The sequence below is a fragment of the Aestuariivita sp. genome (genome assembly GCF_021404545.1).
Lineage (GTDB): Bacteria > Pseudomonadota > Alphaproteobacteria > Rhodobacterales > Rhodobacteraceae > Aestuariivita.
On sequence record NZ_JAAWWD010000040.1, the window covers coordinates 61,274 to 85,925 of the forward strand.

26 protein-coding genes and 1 tRNA gene are annotated in these 24,652 nt (G+C 62.0%); 14 read left to right on the forward strand and 13 right to left on the reverse strand.

Translation table 11 applies throughout. The features are described 5' to 3' along the window. The first annotated feature begins 29 nt into the window (after positions 1–29). The 4 genes from HEP69_RS13940 to HEP69_RS13955 all read left to right on the forward strand — a co-directional run bounded on the left by HEP69_RS13940 (position 30) and on the right by HEP69_RS13955 (position 5,163). Entirely contained in the window at positions 30–1,529 is a 1,500-nt protein-coding gene (locus HEP69_RS13940) for a CoA-acylating methylmalonate-semialdehyde dehydrogenase (RefSeq protein WP_290559156.1), read from the forward strand. 211 nt (positions 1,530–1,740) lie between these two features. Next, entirely contained in the window at positions 1,741–2,349 is a 609-nt protein-coding gene (locus HEP69_RS13945; protein WP_290559157.1) for a L,D-transpeptidase, read from the forward strand. Positions 2,350–2,556: 207 nt separating this feature from the next. Further along, the gene (locus HEP69_RS13950; protein ID WP_290559158.1) at positions 2,557–3,672 is read left to right on the forward strand and encodes a carboxylate-amine ligase; all 1,116 of its coding nucleotides are present in this window, start codon (positions 2,557–2,559) and stop codon (positions 3,670–3,672) included. Between the two features lie 336 nt (positions 3,673–4,008). Further along, complete coding sequence (locus HEP69_RS13955; protein ID WP_290559159.1) at positions 4,009–5,163, forward strand: cytochrome P450; 1,155 nt, start codon at positions 4,009–4,011, stop codon at positions 5,161–5,163. A gap of 59 nt (positions 5,164–5,222) precedes the next feature. Here the strand turns inward: HEP69_RS13955 and HEP69_RS13960 are convergent, their stop codons facing one another. After that, on the reverse strand, positions 5,223–5,402 hold the full coding sequence (locus HEP69_RS13960) for a hypothetical protein (protein WP_290559160.1): 180 nt from the start codon (positions 5,400–5,402) through the stop codon (positions 5,223–5,225). Between HEP69_RS13960 and HEP69_RS13965 the strand changes: the two genes are divergently transcribed. The 5 genes from HEP69_RS13965 (at position 5,394) to HEP69_RS13985 (ending at position 11,000) form a co-directional block, all read left to right on the forward strand. After that, the gene (locus HEP69_RS13965) at positions 5,394–5,780 is read left to right on the forward strand and encodes a nuclear transport factor 2 family protein (RefSeq protein WP_290559161.1); all 387 of its coding nucleotides are present in this window, start codon (positions 5,394–5,396) and stop codon (positions 5,778–5,780) included. The two genes, HEP69_RS13960 and HEP69_RS13965, sit on opposite strands and share 9 nt — an antisense overlap. Before the next feature lie 35 nt (positions 5,781–5,815). Further along, the gene (locus tag HEP69_RS13970) at positions 5,816–8,608 is read left to right on the forward strand and encodes a glutamine-synthetase adenylyltransferase (RefSeq protein WP_290559162.1); all 2,793 of its coding nucleotides are present in this window, start codon (positions 5,816–5,818) and stop codon (positions 8,606–8,608) included. After that, on the forward strand, positions 8,605–8,880 hold the full coding sequence (locus tag HEP69_RS13975; protein ID WP_290559163.1) for a hypothetical protein: 276 nt from the start codon (positions 8,605–8,607) through the stop codon (positions 8,878–8,880). The genes HEP69_RS13970 and HEP69_RS13975 overlap by 4 nt, the downstream gene beginning before the upstream one ends. 372 nt (positions 8,881–9,252) lie before the next feature. Then, complete coding sequence (locus HEP69_RS13980) at positions 9,253–10,461, forward strand: RSP_2647 family RNA methyltransferase (RefSeq protein ID WP_290559164.1); 1,209 nt, start codon at positions 9,253–9,255, stop codon at positions 10,459–10,461. After that, complete coding sequence (locus tag HEP69_RS13985; RefSeq protein ID WP_290559165.1) at positions 10,458–11,000, forward strand: RSP_2648 family PIN domain-containing protein; 543 nt, start codon at positions 10,458–10,460, stop codon at positions 10,998–11,000. Before HEP69_RS13980 ends, HEP69_RS13985 begins: the two co-directional genes overlap by 4 nt. A gap of 31 nt (positions 11,001–11,031) precedes the next feature. Here the strand turns inward: HEP69_RS13985 and HEP69_RS13990 are convergent, their stop codons facing one another. Both HEP69_RS13990 and HEP69_RS13995 read right to left on the reverse strand, forming a co-directional pair. Next, entirely contained in the window at positions 11,032–11,724 is a 693-nt protein-coding gene (locus HEP69_RS13990) for a M48 family metalloprotease (RefSeq protein ID WP_290559166.1), read from the reverse strand. Between the two features lie 272 nt (positions 11,725–11,996). Then, entirely contained in the window at positions 11,997–12,383 is a 387-nt protein-coding gene (locus HEP69_RS13995) for a DUF2147 domain-containing protein (RefSeq protein WP_290559167.1), read from the reverse strand. A gap of 139 nt (positions 12,384–12,522) precedes the next feature. Here HEP69_RS13995 and hisA point away from each other — a divergent pair, with 139 nt between their 5' ends. The 4 genes from hisA (at position 12,523) to HEP69_RS14015 (ending at position 14,907) form a co-directional block, all read left to right on the forward strand. Continuing rightward, on the forward strand, positions 12,523–13,239 hold the full coding sequence (gene hisA / locus HEP69_RS14000; RefSeq protein ID WP_290559168.1) for a 1-(5-phosphoribosyl)-5-[(5-phosphoribosylamino)methylideneamino]imidazole-4-carboxamide isomerase: 717 nt from the start codon (positions 12,523–12,525) through the stop codon (positions 13,237–13,239). Positions 13,240–13,339: 100 nt separating this feature from the next. Then, on the forward strand, positions 13,340–13,825 hold the full coding sequence (locus HEP69_RS14005; RefSeq protein WP_290559169.1) for a DUF2867 domain-containing protein: 486 nt from the start codon (positions 13,340–13,342) through the stop codon (positions 13,823–13,825). Positions 13,826–13,834: 9 nt separating this feature from the next. After that, positions 13,835–14,596, forward strand: a complete 762-nt coding sequence (gene hisF / locus HEP69_RS14010) for an imidazole glycerol phosphate synthase subunit HisF (RefSeq protein ID WP_290559170.1) — start codon at positions 13,835–13,837, stop codon at positions 14,594–14,596. Further along, entirely contained in the window at positions 14,593–14,907 is a 315-nt protein-coding gene (locus tag HEP69_RS14015; RefSeq protein WP_290559171.1) for a phosphoribosyl-ATP diphosphatase, read from the forward strand. Before hisF ends, HEP69_RS14015 begins: the two co-directional genes overlap by 4 nt. A gap of 6 nt (positions 14,908–14,913) precedes the next feature. Here the strand turns inward: HEP69_RS14015 and HEP69_RS14020 are convergent, their stop codons facing one another. The 4 genes from HEP69_RS14020 to rlmB all read right to left on the reverse strand — a co-directional run bounded on the left by HEP69_RS14020 (position 14,914) and on the right by rlmB (position 17,284). After that, positions 14,914–15,384, reverse strand: coding sequence for a CoA-binding protein (locus HEP69_RS14020; protein WP_290559172.1), 471 nt, complete (start codon positions 15,382–15,384; stop codon positions 14,914–14,916). Positions 15,385–15,592: 208 nt separating this feature from the next. After that, positions 15,593–16,063, reverse strand: coding sequence for a YHS domain-containing (seleno)protein (locus HEP69_RS14025; protein WP_290559173.1), 471 nt, complete (start codon positions 16,061–16,063; stop codon positions 15,593–15,595). A gap of 123 nt (positions 16,064–16,186) precedes the next feature. After that, a complete protein-coding gene (locus tag HEP69_RS14030; protein WP_366111451.1) occupies positions 16,187–16,447 on the reverse strand; it encodes a hypothetical protein in 261 nt (86 codons plus the stop codon). A 69-nt stretch (positions 16,448–16,516) separates the two neighbouring features. Next, complete coding sequence (gene rlmB, locus HEP69_RS14035) at positions 16,517–17,284, reverse strand: 23S rRNA (guanosine(2251)-2'-O)-methyltransferase RlmB (protein ID WP_290559174.1); 768 nt, start codon at positions 17,282–17,284, stop codon at positions 16,517–16,519. 123 nt (positions 17,285–17,407) lie between these two features. Between rlmB and HEP69_RS14040 the strand changes: the two genes are divergently transcribed. Then, a tRNA-Tyr gene (locus HEP69_RS14040) sits at positions 17,408–17,491 on the forward strand. A gap of 634 nt (positions 17,492–18,125) precedes the next feature. Here HEP69_RS14040 and HEP69_RS14045 read toward each other — a convergent pair. From HEP69_RS14045 to HEP69_RS14070, 6 genes are all read right to left on the reverse strand, one after another. Then, on the reverse strand, positions 18,126–19,403 hold the full coding sequence (locus HEP69_RS14045) for a hypothetical protein (RefSeq protein WP_290559175.1): 1,278 nt from the start codon (positions 19,401–19,403) through the stop codon (positions 18,126–18,128). A gap of 1 nt (position 19,404) precedes the next feature. Further along, a complete protein-coding gene (locus HEP69_RS14050; protein WP_366111453.1) occupies positions 19,405–20,145 on the reverse strand; it encodes a creatininase family protein in 741 nt (246 codons plus the stop codon). A 2-nt stretch (positions 20,146–20,147) separates the two neighbouring features. Beyond that, on the reverse strand, positions 20,148–21,302 hold the full coding sequence (locus HEP69_RS14055) for a Gfo/Idh/MocA family oxidoreductase (RefSeq protein WP_290559176.1): 1,155 nt from the start codon (positions 21,300–21,302) through the stop codon (positions 20,148–20,150). After that, a complete protein-coding gene (locus tag HEP69_RS14060) occupies positions 21,299–22,486 on the reverse strand; it encodes a glycosyltransferase (protein ID WP_290559177.1) in 1,188 nt (395 codons plus the stop codon). Before HEP69_RS14060 ends, HEP69_RS14055 begins: the two co-directional genes overlap by 4 nt. A 121-nt stretch (positions 22,487–22,607) precedes the next feature. Beyond that, the gene (locus tag HEP69_RS14065) at positions 22,608–23,855 is read right to left on the reverse strand and encodes a DegT/DnrJ/EryC1/StrS family aminotransferase (RefSeq protein WP_290559178.1); all 1,248 of its coding nucleotides are present in this window, start codon (positions 23,853–23,855) and stop codon (positions 22,608–22,610) included. A gap of 37 nt (positions 23,856–23,892) precedes the next feature. After that, positions 23,893–24,579 carry a hypothetical protein gene (locus HEP69_RS14070; RefSeq protein WP_290559179.1) on the reverse strand — a complete coding sequence of 229 codons (687 nt, stop codon included), beginning with the start codon at positions 24,577–24,579 and terminating at the stop codon, positions 23,893–23,895. Between the last annotated feature and the right edge of the window lie 73 nt (positions 24,580–24,652).

The following is a 24,652-nucleotide window of genomic DNA, read 5'->3' on the forward strand; positions in this document are numbered from 1 at the left end:
TCGCCACTCATTTCTCGGGAGGAAGACCGATGCAGGAACTGACCCATTATCTGGACGGCGCCCATGTCAAAGGGACGTCTGGCCGCTTTGCCGATGTGATGAACCCCGCCACCGGTGAGGTGCAGGCCCAAACGCCGCTCGCCTCGGCCGCCGAGGTTGACGCGGCCGTGCAACTGGCCGCCGCCGCCCAGCCCGGCTGGGCTGCCACCAACCCGCAGCGTCGGGCACGGGTGCTGATGAAATTCGTGGATCTGCTGAATCGCGACATGGACAAACTGGCCGAAGCACTCAGCCGCGAACATGGCAAGACCCTGCCGGATGCGGCAGGCGACGTGCAGCGCGGGCTTGAGGTCGTGGAATACTGCATCGGCGCGCCGCAGATGCTGAAAGGCGAGTTCACCGATTCAGCGGGCCCCGGCATCGACATGTATTCGATGCGCCAGCCCCTGGGTGTGACGGCGGGCATCACGCCCTTCAACTTCCCCGCGATGATCCCGATGTGGATGTTCGCGCCCGCGATTGCCTGCGGCAACGCGTTCATCCTCAAACCAAGCGAACGTGACCCTTCGGTCCCGCTGATGCTGGCCGAACTGATGGAGGAGGCGGGCCTGCCCAAGGGTATCTTGCAAGTCGTCAATGGCGACAAGGAGGCGGTGGACGCCATCCTGCACCATCCGGTCATCCAGTCCATCGGCTTTGTCGGCTCGACCCCGATTGCCGAATACATCTATGCCACCGGATGCGCGAACGGCAAACGGGTGCAGTGTTTTGGCGGTGCCAAGAACCACATGATCATCATGCCCGATGCGGATTTGGACCAGGCCGCCGATGCACTGGTGGGCGCGGGCTACGGAGCAGCCGGCGAGCGCTGCATGGCGATCTCGGTGGCGGTGCCCGTGGGCGACGAGACCGCCGACCGGCTGATCGAAAAGCTGGTTCCGCGCATCGAAAAGCTCAAGGTCGGACCTTACACCGCGGGCAAGGACGTCGATTACGGCCCTGTGGTCACTGCCGCGGCCAAAGCCAATATCGAACGTCTGGTTCAAACCGGGATCGACCAGGGCGCCAAGCTGGTTGTCGATGGGCGGGGTTTCAAATTGCAGGGCTATGAGGACGGATTCTTCATCGGCCCGCATCTGTTCGACCACGCGACCAAGGATATGGATATCTACAAACAAGAGATCTTTGGCCCGGTCCTGACCACCGTGCGTGCGCAAACCTATGAAGAGGCGATCGGCCTCGCCATGGACCACGAATACGGCAATGGCACCGCGATCTTTACCCGCGACGGCGATGCGGCGCGCGATTTCGCCAATCGCATCAACGTGGGCATGGTCGGGGTGAATGTACCGATCCCCGTGCCACTGGCCTATCACACCTTTGGCGGCTGGAAGAAATCGGTCTTTGGCGATCTCAACCAGCATGGGCCGGATGCGTTCAAGTTCTACACCCGGACCAAGATGGTCACCGCGCGCTGGCCATCGGGGATCAAAGAGGGCGGCGAGTTTTCCATTCCGGTCATGGAGTGAAACGGATCCGGCTGTAGGATCGGATCACTTGAGACCCTGCAAGGACAAGGGGGTGCGCCATCAGGCTGCACCCCCTTTTTGCGGTGCCTCACGGGTGAGGATGGTGGGGACCGCCCACAGAATTGTGACTCAGAAGGAACTTTTCGCCGCCCTCCGTTGATTGTACATATGCGCAAGAGAAAAGCCAAACAGGCCATCACAGGAGCGTCTCATGTCGAAAATCCGTATGTCGCGGAGGTCGATGCTGATCGGTACGGGAGCTGTCCTGGCCACGCCCGCACTGGTGCGTGCACAGACCCCCGAATTGTGGAACGAAGCCTTTCCCCAGACCGAACCTGCGATCCGCGACCGCCCGCCCGCGCGGCGCAACACCTCGTCCTTCCGCAGCCAACGCTGGCAGGATTACTTTGACAGGATCGGCACCGGCGCGATCCTGTGCGACATCACAAGCCGTGCCGTGCATTACTGGGGCCCGGACGGTACCTATCGCCTCTACCCCTCGTCGGTGCCGATGACCGATGAGCTGACCCGTCGGGGCCGCAGTTCGATCGTGCGCAAGCGCCCCGATCCGACCTGGACACCCACCGCCAATATGCGCAAACGCGACCCGTCCCTGCCCGCCTTCATGCCCGCGGGTCCCGGCAACCCGCTGGGCACCCACGCGATGTATCTGAGCTGGCCTGCCTATCTGATCCACGGCACCCATGACACGCGCAAGATCGGGCGGCAAAGCTCGTCGGGCTGTATCGGTCTCTATAACCCGCATATCGAAGAGCTGTACGGCCTGACCGCCATCGGCACCCAGGTCCTGCTGCTCTGAGGGCAGCCAACCGCTGATCCCTGCATAGACCTGCCCCAGCCCGCCGCTGCGGGCGCGTTTGATGTCCGGTCAGACCGGCCATGCGATCATCCGAAGATCTTGCAAGGCCGTCTTCCCGATCCCCGGGTCCCTTTGCGCAGTCCCGATCACGTGCTAGGCAGGTGTTTACCATTTGCAGAGCGGCATCTGGAACAGGGAGGTCCATCAGTGCAAGACAGCTACACACTCGGGATCGAGGAAGAATACCTTCTGGTGGATCGCGACAGTCTCGACCTGGTCGAGGCGCCCGACGCCCTGATGGCGGCCTGCAAGAGCGAACTTGACGAGCAGGTCAGCCCCGAATTTCTGCAATGCCAGATCGAGATCGGCACCAAGGTCTGCGCCGATATCGGCGATGCGCGCGACGATCTCAGACGCCTGCGCGCCTGCGTTGCCGAACAGGCAGCCGCCTTCAACCTGGCCCCGATCGCGGTGTCCTGCCATCCTTTTGCCGACTGGAAGGATCAGCATCACACCGACAAAGAGCGGTATTCGGACCTGCAAAAGGCGCTGGGTGGGGTGGCGCGGCGCATGCTGATCTCGGGCATGCATGTGCATATCGGTCTGCAGGACGAGACGCTGCGCACCGACCTGATGCCGCAGCTCAGCTATTTCCTGCCGCATCTTCTGGCGCTGTCGGCCTCCTCGCCGTTCTGGCAAGGCGAGGATACCGGCCTGGCATCCTACCGGCTGAGCGTGTTCGACAACCTGCCCCGCACCGGCCTGCCACCGCAGTTTTCCAGCTGGGCGGAGTATCAGCGCACCACCGGCACGCTGATCGAACTGGGCGTGATCGAGGATACGACCAAGATCTGGTGGGATCTGCGCCCGTCCCACCGGTTCCCGACACTTGAGACGCGGATCATGGATGTCTCGCCCCGGCTGGAACACACGCTGTCGCTTGCCGCGCTGCTCCAGGCGATCACGCGGATGCTGTGCCGGATGCGCGCGCGCAATCTGAAATGGCGCGAGTATGACCGCTTCCTCATTGCCGAAAACCGCTGGCGGGCACAGCGATACGGCACCGCCGAAGGACTGATAGACTTCGGCGAACGCCGCATTCGCCCGATTGAGGACCTGATCAACGAGTTGATCGGCATGGTCGCCGAAGATGCCGAAGCCCTGGGGTCCATGCACGAGATCATGCGTCTCAAGGAGATCGTCGAGGGCGGCACCAGCGCCATGCGCCAGCGCCGTGTCTGGGCAGAAGCCGAAGCAAGTGGAGCCGCCCCCGGCCCTGCGGTCGTCAAACACCTGATCGAGGAATTCACTCAGGACCTGTAGCCGACAGCCCATTGCAGGCGCGTTCAACGATCTCGACATGGATCACGCTCGGCTCAGACCCATCGAAGGATCGATCCCAGAACCCACGCCCCAAGCCTTCAAGTGTCCGGACAGAAAATGCCGGGCATCCCACCTTCGAACACACGTGGGTCAAACGCGCCAGATCCTTCAAGAAAGATATCCGCATTCCCCGCTTCTTCTGGCGGAAAATATCCCAGGGTTTGGGACAGCGTCCCAAGGCCCGCGCGGCCCCGCGCAAATAAAACATGTGCGGCGCAGCCGCTCCTCCAGGCCACCCCCCTTACAAGTTACAAAATCGCCCCTTAAGCTCGGCCCATGTCCAACGCTCCCATCACCGATATCGACCCGGCGGCCTTTACCGCCGATCCCTACCCCACCCTCGCGGCCATGCGCGCCGACGCCCCGATCACCTTCGTGCCGCAGCTCGGGGCCACGCTCATCACCCGCCGCGATGACATTCACAAACAGGAAAAACGGACCGATGTGTTCTCCTCCGATCAGCCAGTAGGGCTGATGACCGTGCTGATGGGGCAAAACATGATGCGCAAGGACGGCGCCCCGCATCTGAGCGAGCGGCGCGCGCTTTTTCCCACCGTCTCTCCCCGCACGGTGAACACCCACTGGAAACCTCTCTTCGAGGCCAAGGCCCAGGAGATCCTGAGAGATCTCAGACCCAAGGGCGCCTGCGATCTGGTCACCGACTATGCGATGCCTGTCTCCGCCGAGGCGCTGAAACTGATCACCGGTCTAACCGAAATGACCGCCGCCGACATGGACGGCGTAAGCCAGGCCATGATCGACGGCTGCGCCAATTACGCGGGCGTGCCCGAAGTCGAGGCCCGCTGCCATCAGGCCACCGCCCTGATCGACACCCATATCGACCGGATGATGGGCCGGGCCGCCGCGTTTTCGGCGCTCAGGGTCCAGCGCGAGGCCGGTGTCTCGGACTATAGCACCCGCGCCAACATCAAACTGATCATCTCAGGCGGTCAGAACGAGCCGCGCGATGCCATCGCGGGCGCCATCTGGGCGCTTCTTGCCCATCCCCAACAGTTGCAGCGTATCCAAAAAGGTCAGGCCAGCTGGGCCGATGCCTTTGCCGAATACGCCCGCTGGCAAAGCCCGATCGGCATGTCGCCCCGCCGGGTGGCCCGGCCCGACACCGTCGGAGGGGTTGCCTTTGACCGGGATGACCGGGTGTTTTTGATGTTCGGCTCCGGTAACCGGGACGCGGCACATTTCGAAGAGCCCGACCGCTTCGACATCGCCCGCGACACATCGCCCGCAATCCCCTTCGGTGCGGGGCCGCATTTCTGCGCAGGCGCCGCTGCCGCGCGTTGCCTGATCACCGAGATCGCCCTGCCCCTTGCTTTTGCCCATCTGCCGGGGCTGCGCCTGACGGGCGAGGTCCCCTTCACCGGTTGGGCGTTTCGGGGCCCCACCTCCGTGCCGGTCGCCTGGGAGAGCTGACATCCCCCGCAATGTCGAGAAGAGGCGGATCAGCCGACCGGATGTTCGGCGCGCCTGGCTCAGCCCATCGCACCCGCCCCGACCGTCCTTCTGTCCAATCTGATGTCGGGGCGGCCAGGCCCTTTCCAAGCCTGCGCCTCCAGTTGCGCGGCATCGCCCGCAAGCTCCTCCCAAACCTTGGTCGCGATCAGCTCCTTGACCCCCGGCACGGTCTGGCCGACTTTGGCCAAATGAGCCATTCAGATACCTCCGTCACGCCAACCCTCGACCAGCTTCTGACGCTGGAGACAACGGTCTGGCAGGCGCTTGCCGATGGCAACGCACAGGCCGACCGCGCCCTTCTGCTGCCAGATTTTCTTGGCGTCTACCCCAGCGGCTTTTCCGACCGCGACGGTCACGCGGGCCAAATGGCCAATGGCCCGACGATTGCCGCATTCAGCCTGCACGACGCGCGGCTCCTGCCGGTTGGCGCCGATCACGCGATGCTCAGCTACCGGGCCCGGTATCGTCGCCCCGACAGCCGCACCCAGGAAGAGATGTATGTCAGCTCCCTCTGGCAACGCGGCCCGGAGGGGTGGCGGAACCTCTTTTCCCAGGACACCCCGGCAGAGCGGTAATTGACGCGACACATCAGGAGCTCCAGTGTCGCGCCATGAGTCTCGACGCAGAAATCACCCGCATCCCGCGCCCCTTCGATCCCGACCTGGGCCGGGTGGCGGCGGAAGCCGTGCCGGATCTGTCCGCCCCGATGCGCGACCTGATCCAGGGCGCCGCAGGGTCCAGCCCCTATCTGAACGGCCTGATCTTGGCACAAGCGCAATGGCTGCCGGGCGCGCTGGACGCGCCTCTGGACGCGCTGGCGGCCGAGACCGCAGCACTGCGTGAGGCCCCGCCTGACCGTTTGCCAACCGATTTGAGACAGGCCAAATCCCGCTTTGCGCTGGTGACGGCACTTGCCGATCTCGCCGGGGCATGGTCGCTGGAACAGGTCACCGGCACGCTGACCGATTTTGCCGGTCTGGCCTGCGATCTGGCGCTCAAGGCCGCCATGGCCCCGCTGATCGCGCGCGGCAAGCTGCCCGGCCAGACCCAGGACGATCTGGAGACGGCGGCGGGCCTGAGCGTGATCGCCATGGGCAAGATGGGCGCGCATGAGCTGAACTACTCGTCCGATATCGACCTGATCTGCCTATTTGACGAGACGCGCTATGGCTCGGACGACTTCTTCGAGGCGCGCCTGGGCCTCGTCAAAGCCACCCGCGCGATGTGCGCCATGCTGAGCGACCGGACCGCGAATGGCTATGTGTTTCGCACCGATCTGAGGCTGCGCCCCGATCCCGCCGTCACCCCGGTCGTGATCGCGATGGAGGCGGCGGAACGCTATTATGAAAGCCTGGGCCGCACCTGGGAGCGCGCGGCCTATATCAAAGCGCGCCCCTGTGCCGGAGATCTGATGGCGGGCGACAGGTTTCTTGAGACGCTGACCCCGTTTGTCTGGCGCAGGCATCTGGACTTTGCGGCCATTCAGGATGCCCATGACATGCGTCTGAGGATCCGCGATCATAAAGGGTTCGTGGGCTCGATCACCGTGCCCGGCCACGACATGAAACTGGGACGGGGCGGTATTCGCGAGATCGAGTTTTTCACCCAGACCCGGCAGTTGATCGCAGGCGGGCGCGATCCCGACCTGCGCACACGTAAAACCGTTCCCGGTCTGGCGGCGCTGGCCGAGAAAGGTTGGGTCGAAGGCAAGGCCGCCGACACCCTCAGCGCCCATTACCGCGCCCATCGCGAGGTCGAGCACCGCATTCAGATGGTTCATGACGCGCAAACCCATATCGTTCCCAATACCCCTGACGGGATCGCGCGGATCGCCTGTCTGATGGATTGCGACAGCGACACCTTGATGGCGCGGATCAAGGATCGGCTGACCGAGGTGCATGCGCTGACCGAGGGGTTCTTTGCCGCCGGTCATGGGGCACCCCGACCAGAGATGACCCAGATTCCCGCTGAAATCGACCAGACACTGGTGGCGCGCTGGTTGAGCTATCCCGCGCTGCGTTCGGAACGGGCGCGGACGCTTTTTGACCGGTTGCGTCCTGAATTGCTGGCCCGGCTCAGCTCCACAGCCAAACCCGAAGAAACCTTCGCGGCCCTGGACGGCTTTCTCAGCGGTTTGCCCGCCGGTGTGCAGCTCTTTTCGCTGTTGCAGGCCAACCCGACGCTGATTGACCTCTTGATCGACATTGCCGGCACCTCGCCATCGCTGTCGAGCTATCTGTCGCGCAACGCGTCTGTTTTCGATGCGGTGATCGGCGGAGATTTCTTTGCCGACTGGCCCGGAATGACTGCGCTGCGCGACCAATTGGCCGGGACATTGGCCCGCGAGCGCGATTACGAGACCCAGCTCGACACCGCGCGCCGCTGGGCAAAGGACTGGCATTTCCGCATTGGTGTGCATCATCTGCGCGGCCTGATCGACGGGACCGCAGCAGGCGCGCACTATGCCGATCTGGCCGAAGCCGTCATCGCGGCCCTTACCCCGGTGGTGCAGGCGCAATTCGCGCTCAAGCACGGATCGCCGCCGGGACGGGGTGCTGCGATGATGGCCATGGGATCGCTGGGCGCGGGACGGCTGAACGCCGCGTCCGATCTTGATGTGATCGTGATCTATGACCCGGACGGGATCGAGATGTCGGAGGGGCCGCGGCCGCTGGCGTCGCGGGCGTATTACGCGCGCTTTACTCAGGCTCTGATCACCGCGATGACCGCCCGAATGTCCCAGGGCAGGCTCTATGACGTGGATATGCGCCTGCGTCCCTCGGGCAATCAGGGGCCCGTGGCCACCAGCCTGCAAAGCTTTACCAACTACCAGCGTGACGAAGCCTGGACGTGGGAACATCTGGCGTTGACGCGGGCGCGTGTGATTTCGGGGCACGACGGGCTTGGCGCGGATATCGAAGCCTTCCGCGCCGCCCTGATCGCCGAGCCCCGCGAGGCGGCGCCGGTGTTGGCGGCGGTGGCCGATATGCGCGACCGGATCGCGGCGGCCAAGGCGCCCGGCGGGGTGTGGGACGCCAAGACCGGCGCGGGCCGGATGCAGGATATCGAACTGATCTCTCAGGCGGGGGCTCTGACATCCGGAGTGACCGCCCGCGATGTCTCCGCCGGTCTGGATGGCGCGGTAGCCAGCGGTTGGCTGAGCACGGCTGAGGCGGCCACTCTCACCCGGGCCTACACGCTGCATTGGACAATTCAGAGCGCGTCGCGTCTGCTATCGGGCGATGCGCTATCGGATGAGGACATCGGAGCGGGCGGCACAGCGTTCCTGCTGCGGGTCAGCGGCGCGCAGAGCATTGAGGGCTTGCGTGCCGAACTGAGCCAAAGTTATGTGGATTGTGCCGCATGCATCGATGCCGCAATCAAGAGGGCCACACACCAATGATCAAAGGTGACCCGGACCGGGACCCAAAGGGGCTGATCTATGAAAGCTACCGGATCGAGGGGATCACCGCCCCCGAATGCCGGTCGATTTTCCTCGACTGGGCGCTGAGCCTGCCAGACAGCTCTGACACCCCAACCGCCTTGCGCGCCTTGCTGGGGCAATACGAGGCGGATCACCCGGATCACCCGATGAACGCCGTGCTACGCGAAGGCTTGGTGACCATGGCCACCCCCAAACGCCGTGGCGGCTGGCGCAGCCGGACACGATCCTGACCATAACCCGCTTGGTCCCACGCCGGGTCGGTGCGGGAAGATCGACACCGCCCTTTGTGCAGGGGCACTATCTGACCGGTCAGTGACCGGGGCAGAGGTGGTAACGCCTTGCCCGCACGCTTTGCGTGAAGAACGGTGGGCGGTTCCCGCGCTCGGATAGGCAGCTACGTTAGCGAGCGGACAACAGGTGCGCGGCCACAGAGCCCGAGGGGTATGCATTTTGAGCATGAGAGTGGCCCCATGCGCGACGCACCAGGTGTCGCAGCCAAAGCCCTATGACAGATCCTGTCCGCGCAGCCAAACGCAGGACGATCGACGCCTTCCGAACGTTCTGTGCTTTCACCGGCAGATGAAAATGACTAGGACGGCGCCATGATCGCCTCCTTATCCCCCTCCCGCCCGACAATCCGTCTGAAACCCAAGGCCAATGCCCGCGCCATCCGGCGTGGATTTCCCTGGGTCTATGCCAATGAACTGGTCACGGATCGACGCACCCGTGCCTTGACCGAAGGCACGTTGGCGGTGCTGGAGGATGACGAGCGCAGGCCGATGGGCCTGTTCGCCATCAACCCACGCTCCAAGATCATTGCGCGCTTTATCGAAGCGGATCCGGCGGCGGAGATCGGCGCGGACTGGTTCGCTGCACGGTTGAGCCGCGCCTTGGCGCTGCGCGAGACGCTGTTTGATGCGCCATTCTACCGGCTGGTGCATGCCGAGGCTGACGGTCTGCCCGGGGTGGTCATCGACCGGTTTGGCGAGACCTGCGTGGTACAACCCAATGCGGCCTGGGCCGAACGCTGTCTCGACGATCTGGTCGAGGCGCTGGTCGCTGTCACCGGGGTCACCACCGTTCTGAAGAATGCAGGCGGGCGGACGCGCGCGCTCGAAGGTCTCGATGACCTGAGCCTGGCATTACGTGGCACCGCACCCGACGCCTCCGTACCGGTGCCGATGAACGGCGCCACCTACATGGCCGATCTGACCGGGGGGCAGAAAACCGGATTGTTCTTTGACCAGCGCCCCAATCATGCCTTTGCCGCCCGTCTGGCCCGTGGCGGTGCGCGGGTGCTGGACGTCTTTTCCCATGTGGGCGGGTTTTCACTGGCTGCGTTGTCTGCCGGCGCCACCTCCGCGCTGGCCGTAGACGGATCGTCCGCAGCCCTTGAGCTTGCCCGTGGCGGCGCGGACGCAAGCGGCGTGAATGAGAGGTTTGAAATCCGCCAGGGCGACGCGTTCGAAGTGCTGGCCGCCTTGGCAGCGGAGGCGGCGGAGTTCGACGTTGTGATCTGCGACCCGCCAGCCTTTGCGCCATCGAAATCCGCGCTGGAGGCAGGTCTGCGCGCCTATGAGCGGATCGCCCGGCTGGCCGCTCCGCTTGTCGCGCGGAATGGCTTTCTGGGCCTCTGCTCATGCTCTCATGCCGCCGAAATCTCCCGGTTCCGGGGCGCTTGTCTGCGCGGCATCGGACGGGCCGGACGGCAGGCGCAGCTGATCCATACCGGCGCGGCAGGCCCCGACCATCCGCTTTTGCCGCAACTGGCCGAGAGCGGCTATCTCAAGGCGTTGTTTTTCCGTCTATGAAACTGGTGCTGGATGCCTGCGTCCTCTATCCGACCGTGATGCGGGAGGTGTTGCTGGGCGCGGCCAAGGCCGGGTTCTTTGCCCCCGTCTGGTCGGCGCGCATTCTGGAGGAATGGGCCCGCGCCGCAGCCCGCCTGAACCCCGCGCAAAAGGTGCAGGCCAGAGGTGAGATCGCCCTTGCGCGTGCCGCGTTTCCCCAGGCCGAGGCGCCGCCTGCCCCGGGATTGGAGGCCCGGCTCTGGTTGCCCGATCCAAGCGATATCCATGTGCTGGCGGTTGCGGTGGCCTCCTCGGCGGATGGAATCGTGACGTTGAATGCCAGGGATTTCCCGCGCGGCCTTCTGGCCGAGGACGGATTGCAGCGTTATGATCCCGATGGGGTGCTGATGGATTTCTGGCAGGCCGATCCGGACACAATCGCAACCGTTGGCGCGGCGGTTCTTGCGCAAGCGCGCGCGCTCTCCGGAGAGCCTTGGGAAATCCGGCCGCTCCTCAAAAAGGCCCGCTTGCCGCGCTTGGGCAAGGCACTGGCGGGCTGAGCCCTTCCGCCGACACACGGACATGCCGAGATCAGGTCAGTTCGGATCGCCACCGCGCCTGAAGCGCTTGCAGGGCCGAGATCCGGTCTTCGGTCTTGGGATGGCTCATCAGCCAGGCGGGCACGACGCCGGCGCGCTGTTCGGTCAACGCTTCGAGCTTGTGGAAAAGCGAGATTTGAGGCTGCACGCCCAGACCCGCCTTGGTCAAGAGCGCCGCAGCATAGGCATCGGCCTCGTATTCATCCCCACGAGACAACCGCGCCGCCAGCAAGGTTGTCAGCCCGTTGGCAATCCATACGCCGATACCGGGCAAAAACCGGCTGAGCACCATGGCAAGGGCCGTACGCAGCGCGTTCTGTCCCGAAAAGTCAATCATCCTGCGGCGCGAATGGCCCAATGCGACATGGCCCAGCTCATGCGCGATCACGCTGGTCATTTCTTCGGCGGACACCTCGCCGGTCTGAAACTTCCGATAAAACCCCCGCGTGATAAAGATCCGCCCATCCGGCGCCGCCAAACCGTTCACCGGGTCGATCTCATAGATATGCACCCGCACCTTGGGCACGTCGAGAGCCCGCGCCAGACGGTCTGTCATCGCCTTGAGCTTGGGGTCGGCCAATTCGGTCGAGCGGGTGTTCAGCTCGCGATTGGTGCGCCAGACCGAAAACCGGTACATGGCGAACGCATAGAGCACGGCAAGCAGGATCGGTGTGACCTTGAGCATGGTCCTAGATATGGGGTCGCGACCCGGTCCGGGCAAGCCGGGATTTGGAGTTTTATAGCGGGTTCTATCCCGGATGGGGCCGTGCGTGTCGCAGATCCGGCGAGGGACGCTCCTGGTCGGATTGGGAGCCTGCCAAGGCTGGTGCCCCGCGCTGCCAGATCATCAAGCCTCGCCCATCAGGATCATCGCGGGCCCGACGGGTATCGGCACCATCGAAACACGCGCAACGGCTCTGCCCTTCCCTCTACCGGTCGCTCGGTTCGGATCGGCTTTCAGTTCACCCGGCTCCAGGTTTGCTTGGAGCAGAACAGACCGCCCGCCACACAGCCGCGCAGGGCCAGGGAATTGCCGTCAAGATCCATCTTGCCGATATAGATCTTGTCGTTGGACGGCCGCCAGACGCTGCCCTCGTAGCTGCCGTCGCCGTTGGGCACCATGTCGATCACCAGCTGCCTGCCGATATTGGGCGAGCTGTATTCGCCGCTGTCGTTGAATGTGCGCGCGATGGTTCCGCATACATTCGCCCCGCATGGGGTCATATCGACATGCGCATAGGAGCCGTCATCGGGCTGGGTCTTCCAGGTGCCCAGAACCGGGTCGGCCAAAGCCGGTGTTGCAAGCGCCAGAACGCTCAGCGCGGTCAAGATCGTCGATTTCATCATCAGTCCTCCCGTCTTTGGGCCGCAATGTTGCGCGGCACCACGCCATCAGGCAAGCCTGACTTGACGTAGCCGCGCATTGCATTCCGAAACGCGGCCCGTGATAAGGGCGCGCAAACCATCCAGATAGGGCGCGCCGATGATCCTTTACCCCGCGATTGACCTCAAAGACGGACAAGCCGTGCGCCTGGTGCGCGGCGAGATGGATCAGGCCACGGTCTTTAACGATGATCCCGCGGCCCAGGCGCTGTCCTTTGTCGAGGCAGGGTGCGCCTGGCTGCATCTGGTCGATCTCAACGGGGCCTTTGCGGGTACGCCGGTGAATGCGGCCCCTGTCGAGGCCATCCTGGCGGCCACGCATGTGCCCGCGCAACTGGGTGGCGGCATCCGCGATATGGCCACGATCGAGCGCTGGTTGGACAAGGGCCTGGCGCGGGTCATCCTGGGCACCGTTGCCGTGGAAAACCCAGCACTCGTCCGCGACGCGGCACGCGCCTTTCCCGGCCAGATCGCGGTGGGCATCGACGCAAGGGCGGGCCGCGTGGCGACCAAGGGCTGGGCCGAAGAAACCGATGTGATGGCCCCCGATCTGGCGCGGTCTTTCGAGGATGCGGGCGTGGCGGCGATCATCTACACCGATATCGACCGGGACGGCGCGATGCAGGGCCCCAATGTCGCCGCCACCGCCGATCTGGCCCGGGCCGTGTCGATCCCGGTGATCGCCTCGGGCGGTGTGTCATCCTTGCAGGATTTGGCCGCGCTTCGGGACACCGGGGTGATCTCGGGCGCGATTTCGGGCCGGGCGCTTTATGACGGGGCAATTGATCTGACCGAAGCGCTCACACTGCTTGGGTGATCCCCTGCCCCATCCGGTTTGCCGCGTCACCGCGCCTCATGGGCAAGACCGCCCCTGCGCGCTCTCATCCATTCCGATACCGACCGTCAAGGAACCGTTCGTGACCGCATCCGTAAGATCCGCAACGCTGCCGCCATTCAGTGCGCTGCATCGGCGCGTCAGGCAGGGCGATTTTCTGGACTGCTATGCCGTGGCGTCCGATATGGCGCCCCGGCAGGCCGCCGAAGTGATCACCGACTTTCCGGGCTGGGCACGAATGCTTGTGCAGCTGCGCCGCGCGTTGACGGCCCCTTTCGGCCTCGACAATGAAGGACCGCAGGTGCCCGACAAGGTCGGCATCTTCCCGGTCGAGGCCATGACCGACAGCGAGTTGATCGCGGGGTTTGACGACAAGCATCTGGATTTCCGCGTCTCGGTCACCGCATCGGACGGGCGTGTCGCCCTGGCCACCTGGGCGCATCCGCACAATTTCGGCGGGCGGGCTTACCTTGCGCTGATTTATCCCTTTCACGTCCTGATCGTACGCAATGCGCTGGCGCGCGTGGCGCATCGTCAACCGCTGGTCAAACCGCCCCAGACCCCGTAAACGGACCCCATGTTAAAGACCCGCATTATCCCCTGCCTGGACGTCGCCGATGGCCGTGTGGTCAAGGGCGTGAACTTCGTTGATCTGGTCGATGCCGGCGATCCGGTTCAATCTGCCCGCGCCTATGATGAGGCCGGGGCGGATGAGCTGTGTTTTCTCGATATACACGCGACCCATGAAAACCGCGGCACCATGTACGACGTGGTCACCCGCACGGCCGAGCAATGCTATATCCCGCTGACCGTGGGCGGCGGTGTGCGGACCCGTGACGATGTGCGCGATCTGCTGTTGGCGGGCGCGGACAAGGTCAGCTTCAACTCCGCCGCAGTTGCCAACTCCGATGTCGTAGCCGAGGCCGCCGATCAGTTCGGCAGCCAATGCATCGTCTGCGCGATTGATGCCAAGACCGTGGCGCCGGGACAATGGGAGATCTTCACCCATGGCGGACGCAAACCCACCGGCATCGACGCCGTGGCCTTTGCCCGTACCGTCACGGCCAAGGGCGCGGGAGAGATCCTGCTGACCTCGATGGACCGCGATGGCACCCGGGCGGGGTTCAATCTGCCGCTCACGCGCGCAATTGCGGATGCGGTCGATGTGCCGGTCATTGCCTCGGGCGGGGTCGGCACACTCGATCACCTGGTCGAGGGCGTGCGGGAGGGCGGCGCCAGCGCCGTGCTGGCCGCCTCGATCTTTCATTTCGGCGAATACACCATCCGCGAGGCCAAGCAACACATGGCCGCCGCAGGTATTCCGATGAGGCTGACATGACCGCTCTGGACACGCTGGCCGCCACCATCGCCGCCCGCAAGGGCGCGGATCCCAAAAGCAGCTGGACCGCCAAGCTCCTCGCCCAAGGCCCGGAGAGATGCGCCGAGAAATTCGGCGAGGAGGCCGTCGAAGCCATCATCGAGGCCGTCAAGGGGGACCGCGACAGGCTGACCTCGGAAGCCGCCGATGTGCTCTATCACCTGCTGGTGATGCTGGCCGCACGCGATGTCAGCCTCGACGAAGTCATGCGCGAACTTGCCCGGCGCGAGGGAACTTCCGGCCTGGAGGAAAAGGCCGCGCGCGCGCCTTGAACCGCGTCAGAGCTTGGACGAGATCACGCCGGTGGCAAATCCGCCCATGCGCAGCTCACCGAAAAGGCGCTGATACTCGATCTTTGGGCACCTGTTCTGAATAACGGTCAGGCCTGCGGCTTCTGCCTTGCTGGTTGCGTCGGCATGGCTCACCCCGATCTGCATCCAGATCGTTTGAAGCCCGCTCAGATGCGCCAACGCCACCTCCACTATTTCCGGCACGGCGTCGGACCGGCGAAAGATATCGACCATCTCCACCGGCCGGTCGATCTCCGAAAGGTCGCTCAGGATCGGTTTGCCGAAAATCCGCTCACCACCATAGGCCGGGTTGACCGGAATGATATCGAATCCCTTAAGATCCAGATACCGCGCCACGAAATAGCTGGGCCGCACCGGGTTCATCGACACACCGACAATCGCGATGGTCTTGGTTCCGCGCAGCACGCGGCGCAGCAGATCGTCGGAATACTGTGTCATCACTTGACCCTAGCGAGGTTCTGCACAAGAAAAAAGCGCCCAAGGAAAAAGCCTTGAGCGCCAGTCACGGAACGAGGGACAGTGAAGTGATCGCAGAGGTTCCGGCCCTGCGTCATACCTGAGTAAATAGGTGCGTTTCAGAGACAAAAAAGGGGCGCTCGCGCAGCCGTGACGGATTTTCACGTTTGGTTAGGCGGAATATCGCCCATCACCGCTCAAGAACGTCGGGCCAGTTCGCATTCGCCTTGAGGATGTTCCCAGGGATATCGCGCGCCCAAAGCGCACGGACAGGACGCGAATAGTTGAGATAGAGCTTTTCGTCGACAATGCGCCAGGCATGCGGGTCGATCCGGGCGGTGTACCCCCGCGAGACCGCATAGGCGCAGTACCCGCCATATTGCGGTGCATAGGCATGTGGATCCATCTCGAACCGGTCGCGGTTCTGAGCGCTGGCGAAGTACCAGTTCGCGCCCTTCCACATGACAGAAAAGGACCGTTCGCCTTTCAAGGGTTTGCCTTCGGCGAAATAGGCCACCGCGTCATAGCCGTCGATGGCTGCGCCATCGGCCTGATAGAACCACGGTTGCGCAGCCCGCGCGCGCGTCGCCGCACCCAGAACCGCAACCGAAGCGGCGGTTGATGTCAGTGCCGTCAGAAAAATGCGGCGGGTGATGTGCATGTCCAAGCCTCCTATCTGGGCGGGACGCAAAGACGGCCCGTGCCAAAGGTGCATCGCAAGGGGCGATGTGACTAGGCTCTGCACGGTGATGTGATCATCTTCTGAAACCGCGTGAGAAAGATGTCAGTCGAAGATATCCTCGATCACGTCGAACGCTTCCTCGAAAATCTTGCTCATCAACCCCTTGCGCCGTTTGCGCTTCGCAGGCTTGGGGCGATGGGATTTCTTGGACCTCTTCGGCTTGGACGGTGCCCCCGAACGCACCCGGCTGGGCGGAACCAGCTCACGCGGGCCGTCCCGGTCCTTGCGCAGCATCTTCAGGTCATGCAGCGGCGCCCCGCAGGACGAGCATGCCAGCTCATGACGGTCTTTGCCTTTCAGCACCAAAGCCGCCCGCGTGCCGCAATAGCAGCAGGTCACAATTCTTGTAGGATACCCGATGACAGCCTCCGATCACGCCTTTAGGGACGCATATAAGGCGACCGCCGCCGCATTGGAGACATTCAGCGAGCCAAATCCGCCCGCGGCGTCGATTCTGACCAGTTTGTCGCAGGTTTCACGGGTCTTTTGGCGCAGTCCCGGCCCTTCGGCCCCCATCACCAGCGCAACCGGACGGTCCGACAGCCCGATCAGCGCGGTCTCGATTGTGTCATCGGCTTCTCCATCCAGCCCCAGCACCAGAAAACCCATTTTCTGCAATTGGGTGATCGCTTCGGCCAGGTTGCGCACCCGCAGATAGGGCTGCCGCTCCAGCGCGCCGCTGGCGGTCTTGGCCAGCGCGCCGGTTTCCGGCGCCGAATGGTGGCGCGTGCCAATCACGGCTTGTGCGCCCAACACCTCGGCCGAACGCAGGATCGCGCCGACATTATGCGGATCTGTCACCCGGTCCAGCACGATGACCCGGCGCGCATCAAAACAGCGGTCCTCCAGCGTACCCCAATCCAGCGGCTTGACCTCAAGTGCCGCGCCCTGATGCACTGATCCGGGATCCAGAGGCGCGGGAAATCTCCGCGGATCTGCGATTTCTGGGGCCATGCCGGCCGTTTCTATCGCCTGAGCGAGCTTGATCTGCGCGTTCAGCGTCACGATCAGGCGCAGCTTTTCGCGGGCCGGATTGACCAACGCATCGCGGACCGCGTGCAACCCAAAGAGCCAAACGGTTTCAGCCGCAGAGGCCTTCTTCGCCTGCTCTTTTTCAACCACCCATTTGGGTTTCTTCATGGGGATTTCGCCCTTTCCTTCGCCGCGTCGGCAGTTTGCAAACGACCCTGACTTTTCCTGTTGACGGCCCACAGGCGCGCTTGTAATCACGCCTCCACGTTCAGCGCAATGCGCAAGAACAGTGGGCGACAGGCCGCAAGGTGTGGCAGGGGACTGTAACTCCCTCGCGGAGACGCACGCCTGGTTCGATTCCAGGGTCGCCCACCATTTCAGATTTTGTCTAGAAATACCCGCCAACGCCCTGAATGTTGGGCCTGTTTCGGCGGTTCGATAAGCTTCATTCCAGCGGTATGCGCAGGTTCTGAAAGGGTCAATCGCAGCACTGTTTCGCGCACGGTGCGGCTATCGTTCTGCATATATTCCAAAGACTTAAAGCGTATCGGTCAAAACTTGACCCCCTTGGTTGCTGCCGCTCCCTTCGGTCGAACGCGAAAAATGATGATGGATGCCTCAAGTTAAACTCGAAAAGCTATAGAAAGAAAGCCAGAGCGGGTCGATCCCTCTGCTATGGTCACTTTGAACCGGAGCCGAAATCGTCAAACCTTTCTGGCAAGGCGGTTTTGTGATGCTCCAACCAATCAACACGGTCGGCTCAAAACTCGGTCACGGACCTGCCTGCCCTGTCTACCATCCGGGTCCTACAATGGATGGGTTCGCAACCTGACTGTCGATGGTCTGCTGAGAGACCGTCAAAACTCTTTTGTCCGGACCTGTCTATCAAGCACTTGCAGTGCTATGCGGAGGTACGAGAGGACCTGAGACTGATATTGTACCCACGGACATGGCCTGGTTTGGCTGTCTGCGAAAACAACACCCAGCGCGTGTGGGTGACGAGATCCTTTCACGGAAGCATTTTGTCCCTCAGAGACTTGACCTCGGCGGCGGGCACACAATAGGCGCACTCGAAGCGCGAACGCAATTCGCGGGTTCGGTCGGCGACTTTTCCAGGGTCCTCGCCCTCCAGCGAAACAGCGGCCACCAGATCGGCCAACGCCGACATGTCGGCCTCCTTCAATCCGAGCTTTGTCGGCTCAGCCACTCCGAACCGAATGGCCGCTTCAGTGAAGCCCGGCAGCGGATTAAACGGGTTCACGACCAGACCCGCCCGGAACATGGTTGACGCCAGATCATAGGCATTCCAGGCGCCAGGCGCCGACATCCAGACTTGATGGTTCTCGGTATGCTGCCCGTCACGCTGCGCGATGTCCAGTCCGCGCTCTTCCAGCGCCTTGGCAAAGGCCTTGGCATTCAAGACGATCTGCCTGGCATAATCCTCCCCTCCGCACGTGATCCACTCGTGCACTGCAAACGCCAATGAGATCACGGAGGCAGTGTGGTGGTGGCTGATCATATTCACCGCGGTCAGGATGATCTTCATGTTCAGATCATCGTCATTGGTGAAAAGCACGGCCTTGTGCGGTCCGGGAAAGGTCTTGTGGGTTGAGCCGCCATAACTATCGGCCCCGCAATCCAGCGGGTTGTCCAAAACCCCGCCCCATATCAAGCCGTTCACATGGCTGGTGTCCACATGAACCGTTGTTTCGGGACTGGCATCCTTGATCGCCGAAATGACCTTGGACAAATCCAGTGGAAACAGGTGAGTTGCGTGGTCGATGTAGATCAGTTTCGGCCGGGACCGTTTGCATTCCTGATGCAAGGCATCGATATCAGGTTGGTCAAACGCGCTGAAGGGGATCGGTTTCATATGGCAGCCAAGCTTGGCACCCACATAGCCTGTGTCGGGATGTCCTCCGAATTCGACCGGGACTGACAAAACGGTCACGCCGCTCTCTTCGGACAGCGCGGTCAGCGCAACAATCATCGCGGTCAACCCCGATATCCCGTGCAGGTTTACGTGTTTAGCGCCACCGATTTTGCACAAACCCGGAACCAAAAGCTCTGTTTGAATTTTCCCCGCGATACTTCCGCCCTCAAAGCTCCAGCGGCCGAACACCTCTTTTTCATTGAAGAAATAGCGTGCATAGGCGTCGGATTGATAAGCGATCCGAGCGAGCGGCGACAGTTGGTTCTCGCTGGGGACAAGCGCGAAAGACGCGTTGAGATGGGTGTCATGGGCATTGAGAAAGCCCGTGATATCGGTCAGGGATTCAATTGGCATTCTAGGCCTCCGGTGGTTCGGGCGGCATTTTCGCGAAGCATGCGCACAGATTGTCTATGGCGGTTCGCCAAACCCGTTCGATCGCCGCGTCAGGGGCGGTGGTGCGCCCGCTCAGAACGCCTTTGCCCAGGCGTGCGCGTGCCAATCGCGGGTTGAGCGGAAACTCCGGGAAATCGGCATCGAAATCTATTCTTTCATCCTGCTGGTGGATCGGGCCGACACGATTGAATGGCAATGCCTCATACCAACTCGCGTGATCGCCGGGATGTATGGCACCCAAGCCCTGTTCGACAGCGGCGACCTCGTCGGCCATGCAGCCGTAGACCGAAACATAGTGGATCGCCAGTTGTGGTCGATCCAGCATCGCTTCGGAGATCGTGCCGGTGATAACTTCGTTGCCCCCATGACCGGTGACAAAGATGAGCCGACGAAACCCCTGACGGTAGAAGCCGTCGATCATGTCTTCGATCACAGCGGAGATGGTCGCGGTTCGCAGAGAGACTGTGCCGGGGAAATTCACAGAAAAAGCCGAGGCGCCGAATGGCAGCACCGGAGCCATAATCAGTCCAGACCGCTTGCATGCAGCCTGGCAGGCAGCTTCTGCCGTACGGCTGTCTGTTTCCAGGCTCAGGTCGCCATGCTGCTCGGTGGCACCGAGGGGAAGCACCAACCGGCAATCGGTTTGCAGGCGTTCAGATATCTGATGCCAAGAAAAATCACCCAGTTGAACGCCCATCGACATAGTCAGCAATCCTTTACGTCGACACCGGTTGAAACATCGACTGGAACACCGTCAGTTGATCTCAAGATGGCGTCATAGGCTTCCATGATATGATGCGCGTCCCGCAGCCCTGCGCGGCGTACCGGTTGGCCGGCCATCACAGCCTCGAAGAATGCGATCAGACACGGAGCGTAGCCCTGGTAGAAGACATGCATGTTGTAGGGTTCGCCGGAATAGGTCTGCAGATCCCACAGCAGCGGGGCTTCCTCGAAGCTGGTGTACATGTCTGCGACCCTGCCATAGGCGGGCGCACCACGCCCCAATGCGCCAGCGCGGTAATAGGTAAGACGTGTGGTGTTTTCCAGCAGCAGGCTTTCGCCCTGGCCTGCGATTTCAAGCCGTTCTTTCGGTGCCATGCCAGACTGCCCCCACGGCAGAACCAGAGTACCAATTGCTCCGGCCTCGAAACGCAGCAGGATCGCGGCGGCGCCGTTGTCGGCGCGTTCCACGATCACCCTTTCAATTCGGCCGGCTGTCGAAACAAGGACCGAGAGAGAATGCACGACATGATCGAGCAACCATTTCAGCCTTTGAGGATCATTGCGTGACGACATATCCATCAACTGTTCGGGGTCCCTCAGGGTCACGCTGGTAACGGCACCGAACTGTTGGCTGGCCAAAATCCGATGAATCTGTGCCATCGCCGGTGTGAACATTTTCATGAACCCAAAGCCAAGACTGCGTCGGCTTCGCTCCGCCCGATTTGCCAGGGCCACAATCTCGGCGGCATTCGAGGCCGGTGGCTTCTCGGCCCAGACGTGACAGCCTCGTTCGACGATGTCTCCGGCCTGACGGGCGTGAAGGGCTCTCCCGTCCGTGTCGTAGCCGGTTGCCAGCAGAATGACGTCAACCTCTTTCGATTCCGCAAGATCAGTGTGGGTCCCAAAGATGCGTTCAACTCCCAGGCTTTGCCCGACTTTGCGCGCGCGTTCGGGGATGATATCGGCCATCGCAACCAGATCGACCGGGCAGAACCGCAAGGCGGGCAGAATGTTGCGCAAACTCTGTTCGCCGCAACCGACCAGACCGACCCTCAACCGGCGGTCATATTCATGTGCATATCTGGCGTGGGTCGGAACGACCGTTCCGTCCCCGGTGTTCGAGGTGGTCGTGGTCATAGTGCCATAATCTGATTGTTGAATCTAAAGGCAACACGTTCGGCGCTGTACTGGTTCGCCAGATTGGTGAGCTCTTCGACATGTTGGTTTTTATGACTGCTGCTCTGATGCAAAATCTGGGTGATGCGGGCCTTGAATGACGATCCGTCAGGGACAAGATCCCTTACCGGTAGCCCTATCTCGGAGAAGCTGGCGATGTTGAATGCAACGACCGGTCGGCCCACCGCCAGCACATCGACGACGCTCATACTCCAAAGCGCGTTTGCCTTCATGGGAGCGATCCCGGCCACCGATTGCTTGAGCGCCACATAATAGTCGTTGCGCCGGTCGAAATGCTGCAAGTCCACATAGGGTTTTTTGGCCAACACCTCGATGTTGCGGGTGACCTGCGGATTGATGGTGTCGCGTTCCCGATTGCGGGCCCCGGTTGGATTGGTCACCAGAACGCGAAACTCTGAGTTGCCTTCGTCATAGAGCTCGTCCAGAAGATTGAAGATGTCCCAGGTGCCGTATTCGTTATACAAGCGATGATTATAGACGATCCGGGCAACTCCGCTTTCGTCACGACATCCGGCTGCTTCAACTTCGGCAAGATCAATCGGGGGATGGAGGACTTCGATAGGCGCACTGGTCTGATCTGGCCCGAACAAGCGTTCTGCCATTGACATCAAGGTGTTTCGCGCGAAGTTCGAGCACGTGAGTACCAGGTCGCTGGCGTATAGGCATTCCAGTAACCGGACCAAAATCAATTGCCCGCCCCCGGCATGATCCATACCTGGTTCGACGACGATGTCACCACTGCCTTCGGTGACATTGCCGGGCACGTAATGCACATAAGTTACAATTCGAGTGTTCAGCCGCAGCTCTTCACGCACCAGAATGCGCAGAGCCAAGGCCTGTTCAGGCATATTCACGAAAACAACGTCGGGCTTGAGCTCGGCCAATGCATCGCGCATCTCGGCCCAGGGGAATCCAAGCCGGACCGAGAATTTGTTGCGCCCCAGTTCGATTGTATGGTGAGAGACCTGCTCGGCGACGGGGGGCATACCCCGGGGGCCCAGAATCGTGACATCTAGTCCCGGAAATTCGGCGAGGTGCCGCAGTAACATTCGATTGAAAACGAAAATGCTGTCTGCTTCGAAATTAGGGTAATTGCTGGGCCAAAGAATGCTGACAAGTTTCATAACCTTACCTCGCTGATCCCTTTCGCTGCGGCGGCAAACCCCTCCCTGTGTTGCGATTGGCATGATCGCCCCTCCCCGAGTGGAGCGGAAACCGCATTGTCCAAATATGCAAAGGACCCTCTCACCAGCCCATCCGTGTAGATACACGCTCTCGAAGCTCGTCGGCGATGGTCTTGATTTCTGCGGGGGAGCTCATGGGAGTCACGCCAAATCCCGGCCCAAGGTAGCTGTCGCTGACACCAACCGAGAGCGCTACGGCGCGGCCTAGAATATCATCCGTGTGGGGAAGGTCACTTTGTGAATAGCTTCTCGTGGTGGGGTGAGAGGGGCAGTCAAATGGGCAGCCCTTGCCGTTCCAGGCCTGACGGTTCATCAAGGCTTCCATTTTTGCGTAATGGTGCCGTCCGGTTTCGATTAGCACACGACACCCCAGCGCCTCGGCGAAGGTGTGAGCTTGCCTCGGGTCGTCGAACAGATAGGTGATCACTGTGCCGCAATCCCCGTCCCGGTCATGTATCGCGCGTTCCCGAGCACCGGGGATGTCGCCGATGTCATTTAGAAAGGCGCGCTTGCGCGTCCGTGTCGCCTCCAGGATCCTTGGCAGCTTTGTTGCTTGGACGTAAGCAACCGCGCCCACCAATTCGGCCATCTTCAGGTTCAAGCCAAAGGGCAGGTCCGGAGCTGGACGCACCCCGGCACGCTCGGGCTCAAATCCCTGATCGTGAAATCCAAAAGCGCGGCGATAAAGCTCGGGATCCGATGTGGTGAGCAAGCCACCATCGCCCGCAGTAAACGTCTTGAAGACATTGAGCGAAAACGCACCCGCAGTCCCCCAGGATCCCAGCGCCTTTCCCTTGTAGGTGCCGCCCCCCGCCTGGGCCACATCTTCGATCAGGACAAGGCCATGTTCGTGACAAAGCGCCTTCAAAGCGTCCATCTCGCATGGCGCCCCAAGCATATGCACCGCAATCACGGCCTTGGTCGCAGGCGTGATCCGTCGTCGGACATCCTGCGGGTCGATATTCAGGCTTTCGTCAATCTCGGCCAGGACAGGGATGGCCCGGGCATGGACGATGGCAGACATCGTTGCCACAAAGGTATATCCGGGTACGATCACCTCATCGCCCGGGCCAACACCGGCGGCAACCAGGGCTGACAGGAGGGCGGATGTGCCACTGTTCATAGCGATCGCATGTGGCACGCCAAGCTGGCCAGCCATCTCGGCCTCAAACTTTGAGACGTTGGAGTAAGAGGTCTGTGCCTCGCCCTCGCCTTTGAACCGGTAACGCGACAATTGTCGCGACCGAAGAACTTCGACCACGCAGGCAATTTCCTCGTCGTCAAGAAAGTGCACCCCCGGGCCTGTCATGCTAAATCCTGATGCGCGAACATAGGGCGAAGTGAACTCAATCGTAGAACACCACAGGCCGTCTGGCTTCAGCCGCCAACATTCCCATCGCTTCAGCGGCAACAAATGGCATCGGTTCCGCCGCCATCATGTTCGGAGTTACCTCACTGGCAACCATCTCTGCGGCGGCGGGTGCAAAGGGCGACGCTTCGGCGGCGGCGCGCCCAGCCATCATCTCCGCAGCTAACTGCATTGCCATCACTTCCGCTGCGGATTGCATTGCCGTCATCTCAGCCGCCGATTGCACGGCCGTCATTTCTGCCGCCGGGATGGCTGCTGACACTTCGGGGTTGAGCGAACCGGCGCGCAGCACATTTGTGCGCTCTGCGGCGGTTGCAAGGTTAAGCGCCTCGGCGGCCAGCATTGGGGCCACTTCAGCTGCCAGCGACTCGAGGATGGGCGCGATTGCGGCCTCGCTGGCGACGAACCCGTTACCGGCAAGGCTTTCGCCAAGCTGCTGATCCAGTTCGGACTTCTTGTCGCCCAGTGCCTGCAGAATAACCTCTGTGTCCTTTGCCGAGACACCGGTTGTTTCAAGCGTGCCCGCTGCATGCGCGATCAGGCTTTCCAACGCCGAATTCAGCATGTCGCGGAGCGATGTCGTGCTGGGCGCGGCTTCGGCGCTTGCAACAACAGCTTCGGCAGCATCTGCCGCGGCTTCATTCTGTGTATTGTCGTCAACCATGGGGACCTCCGGTGGATTTGCTGTGAAAATTCCTGAATGTATTGGTTAACAGTGGCCGAAACAGACGGGTTTT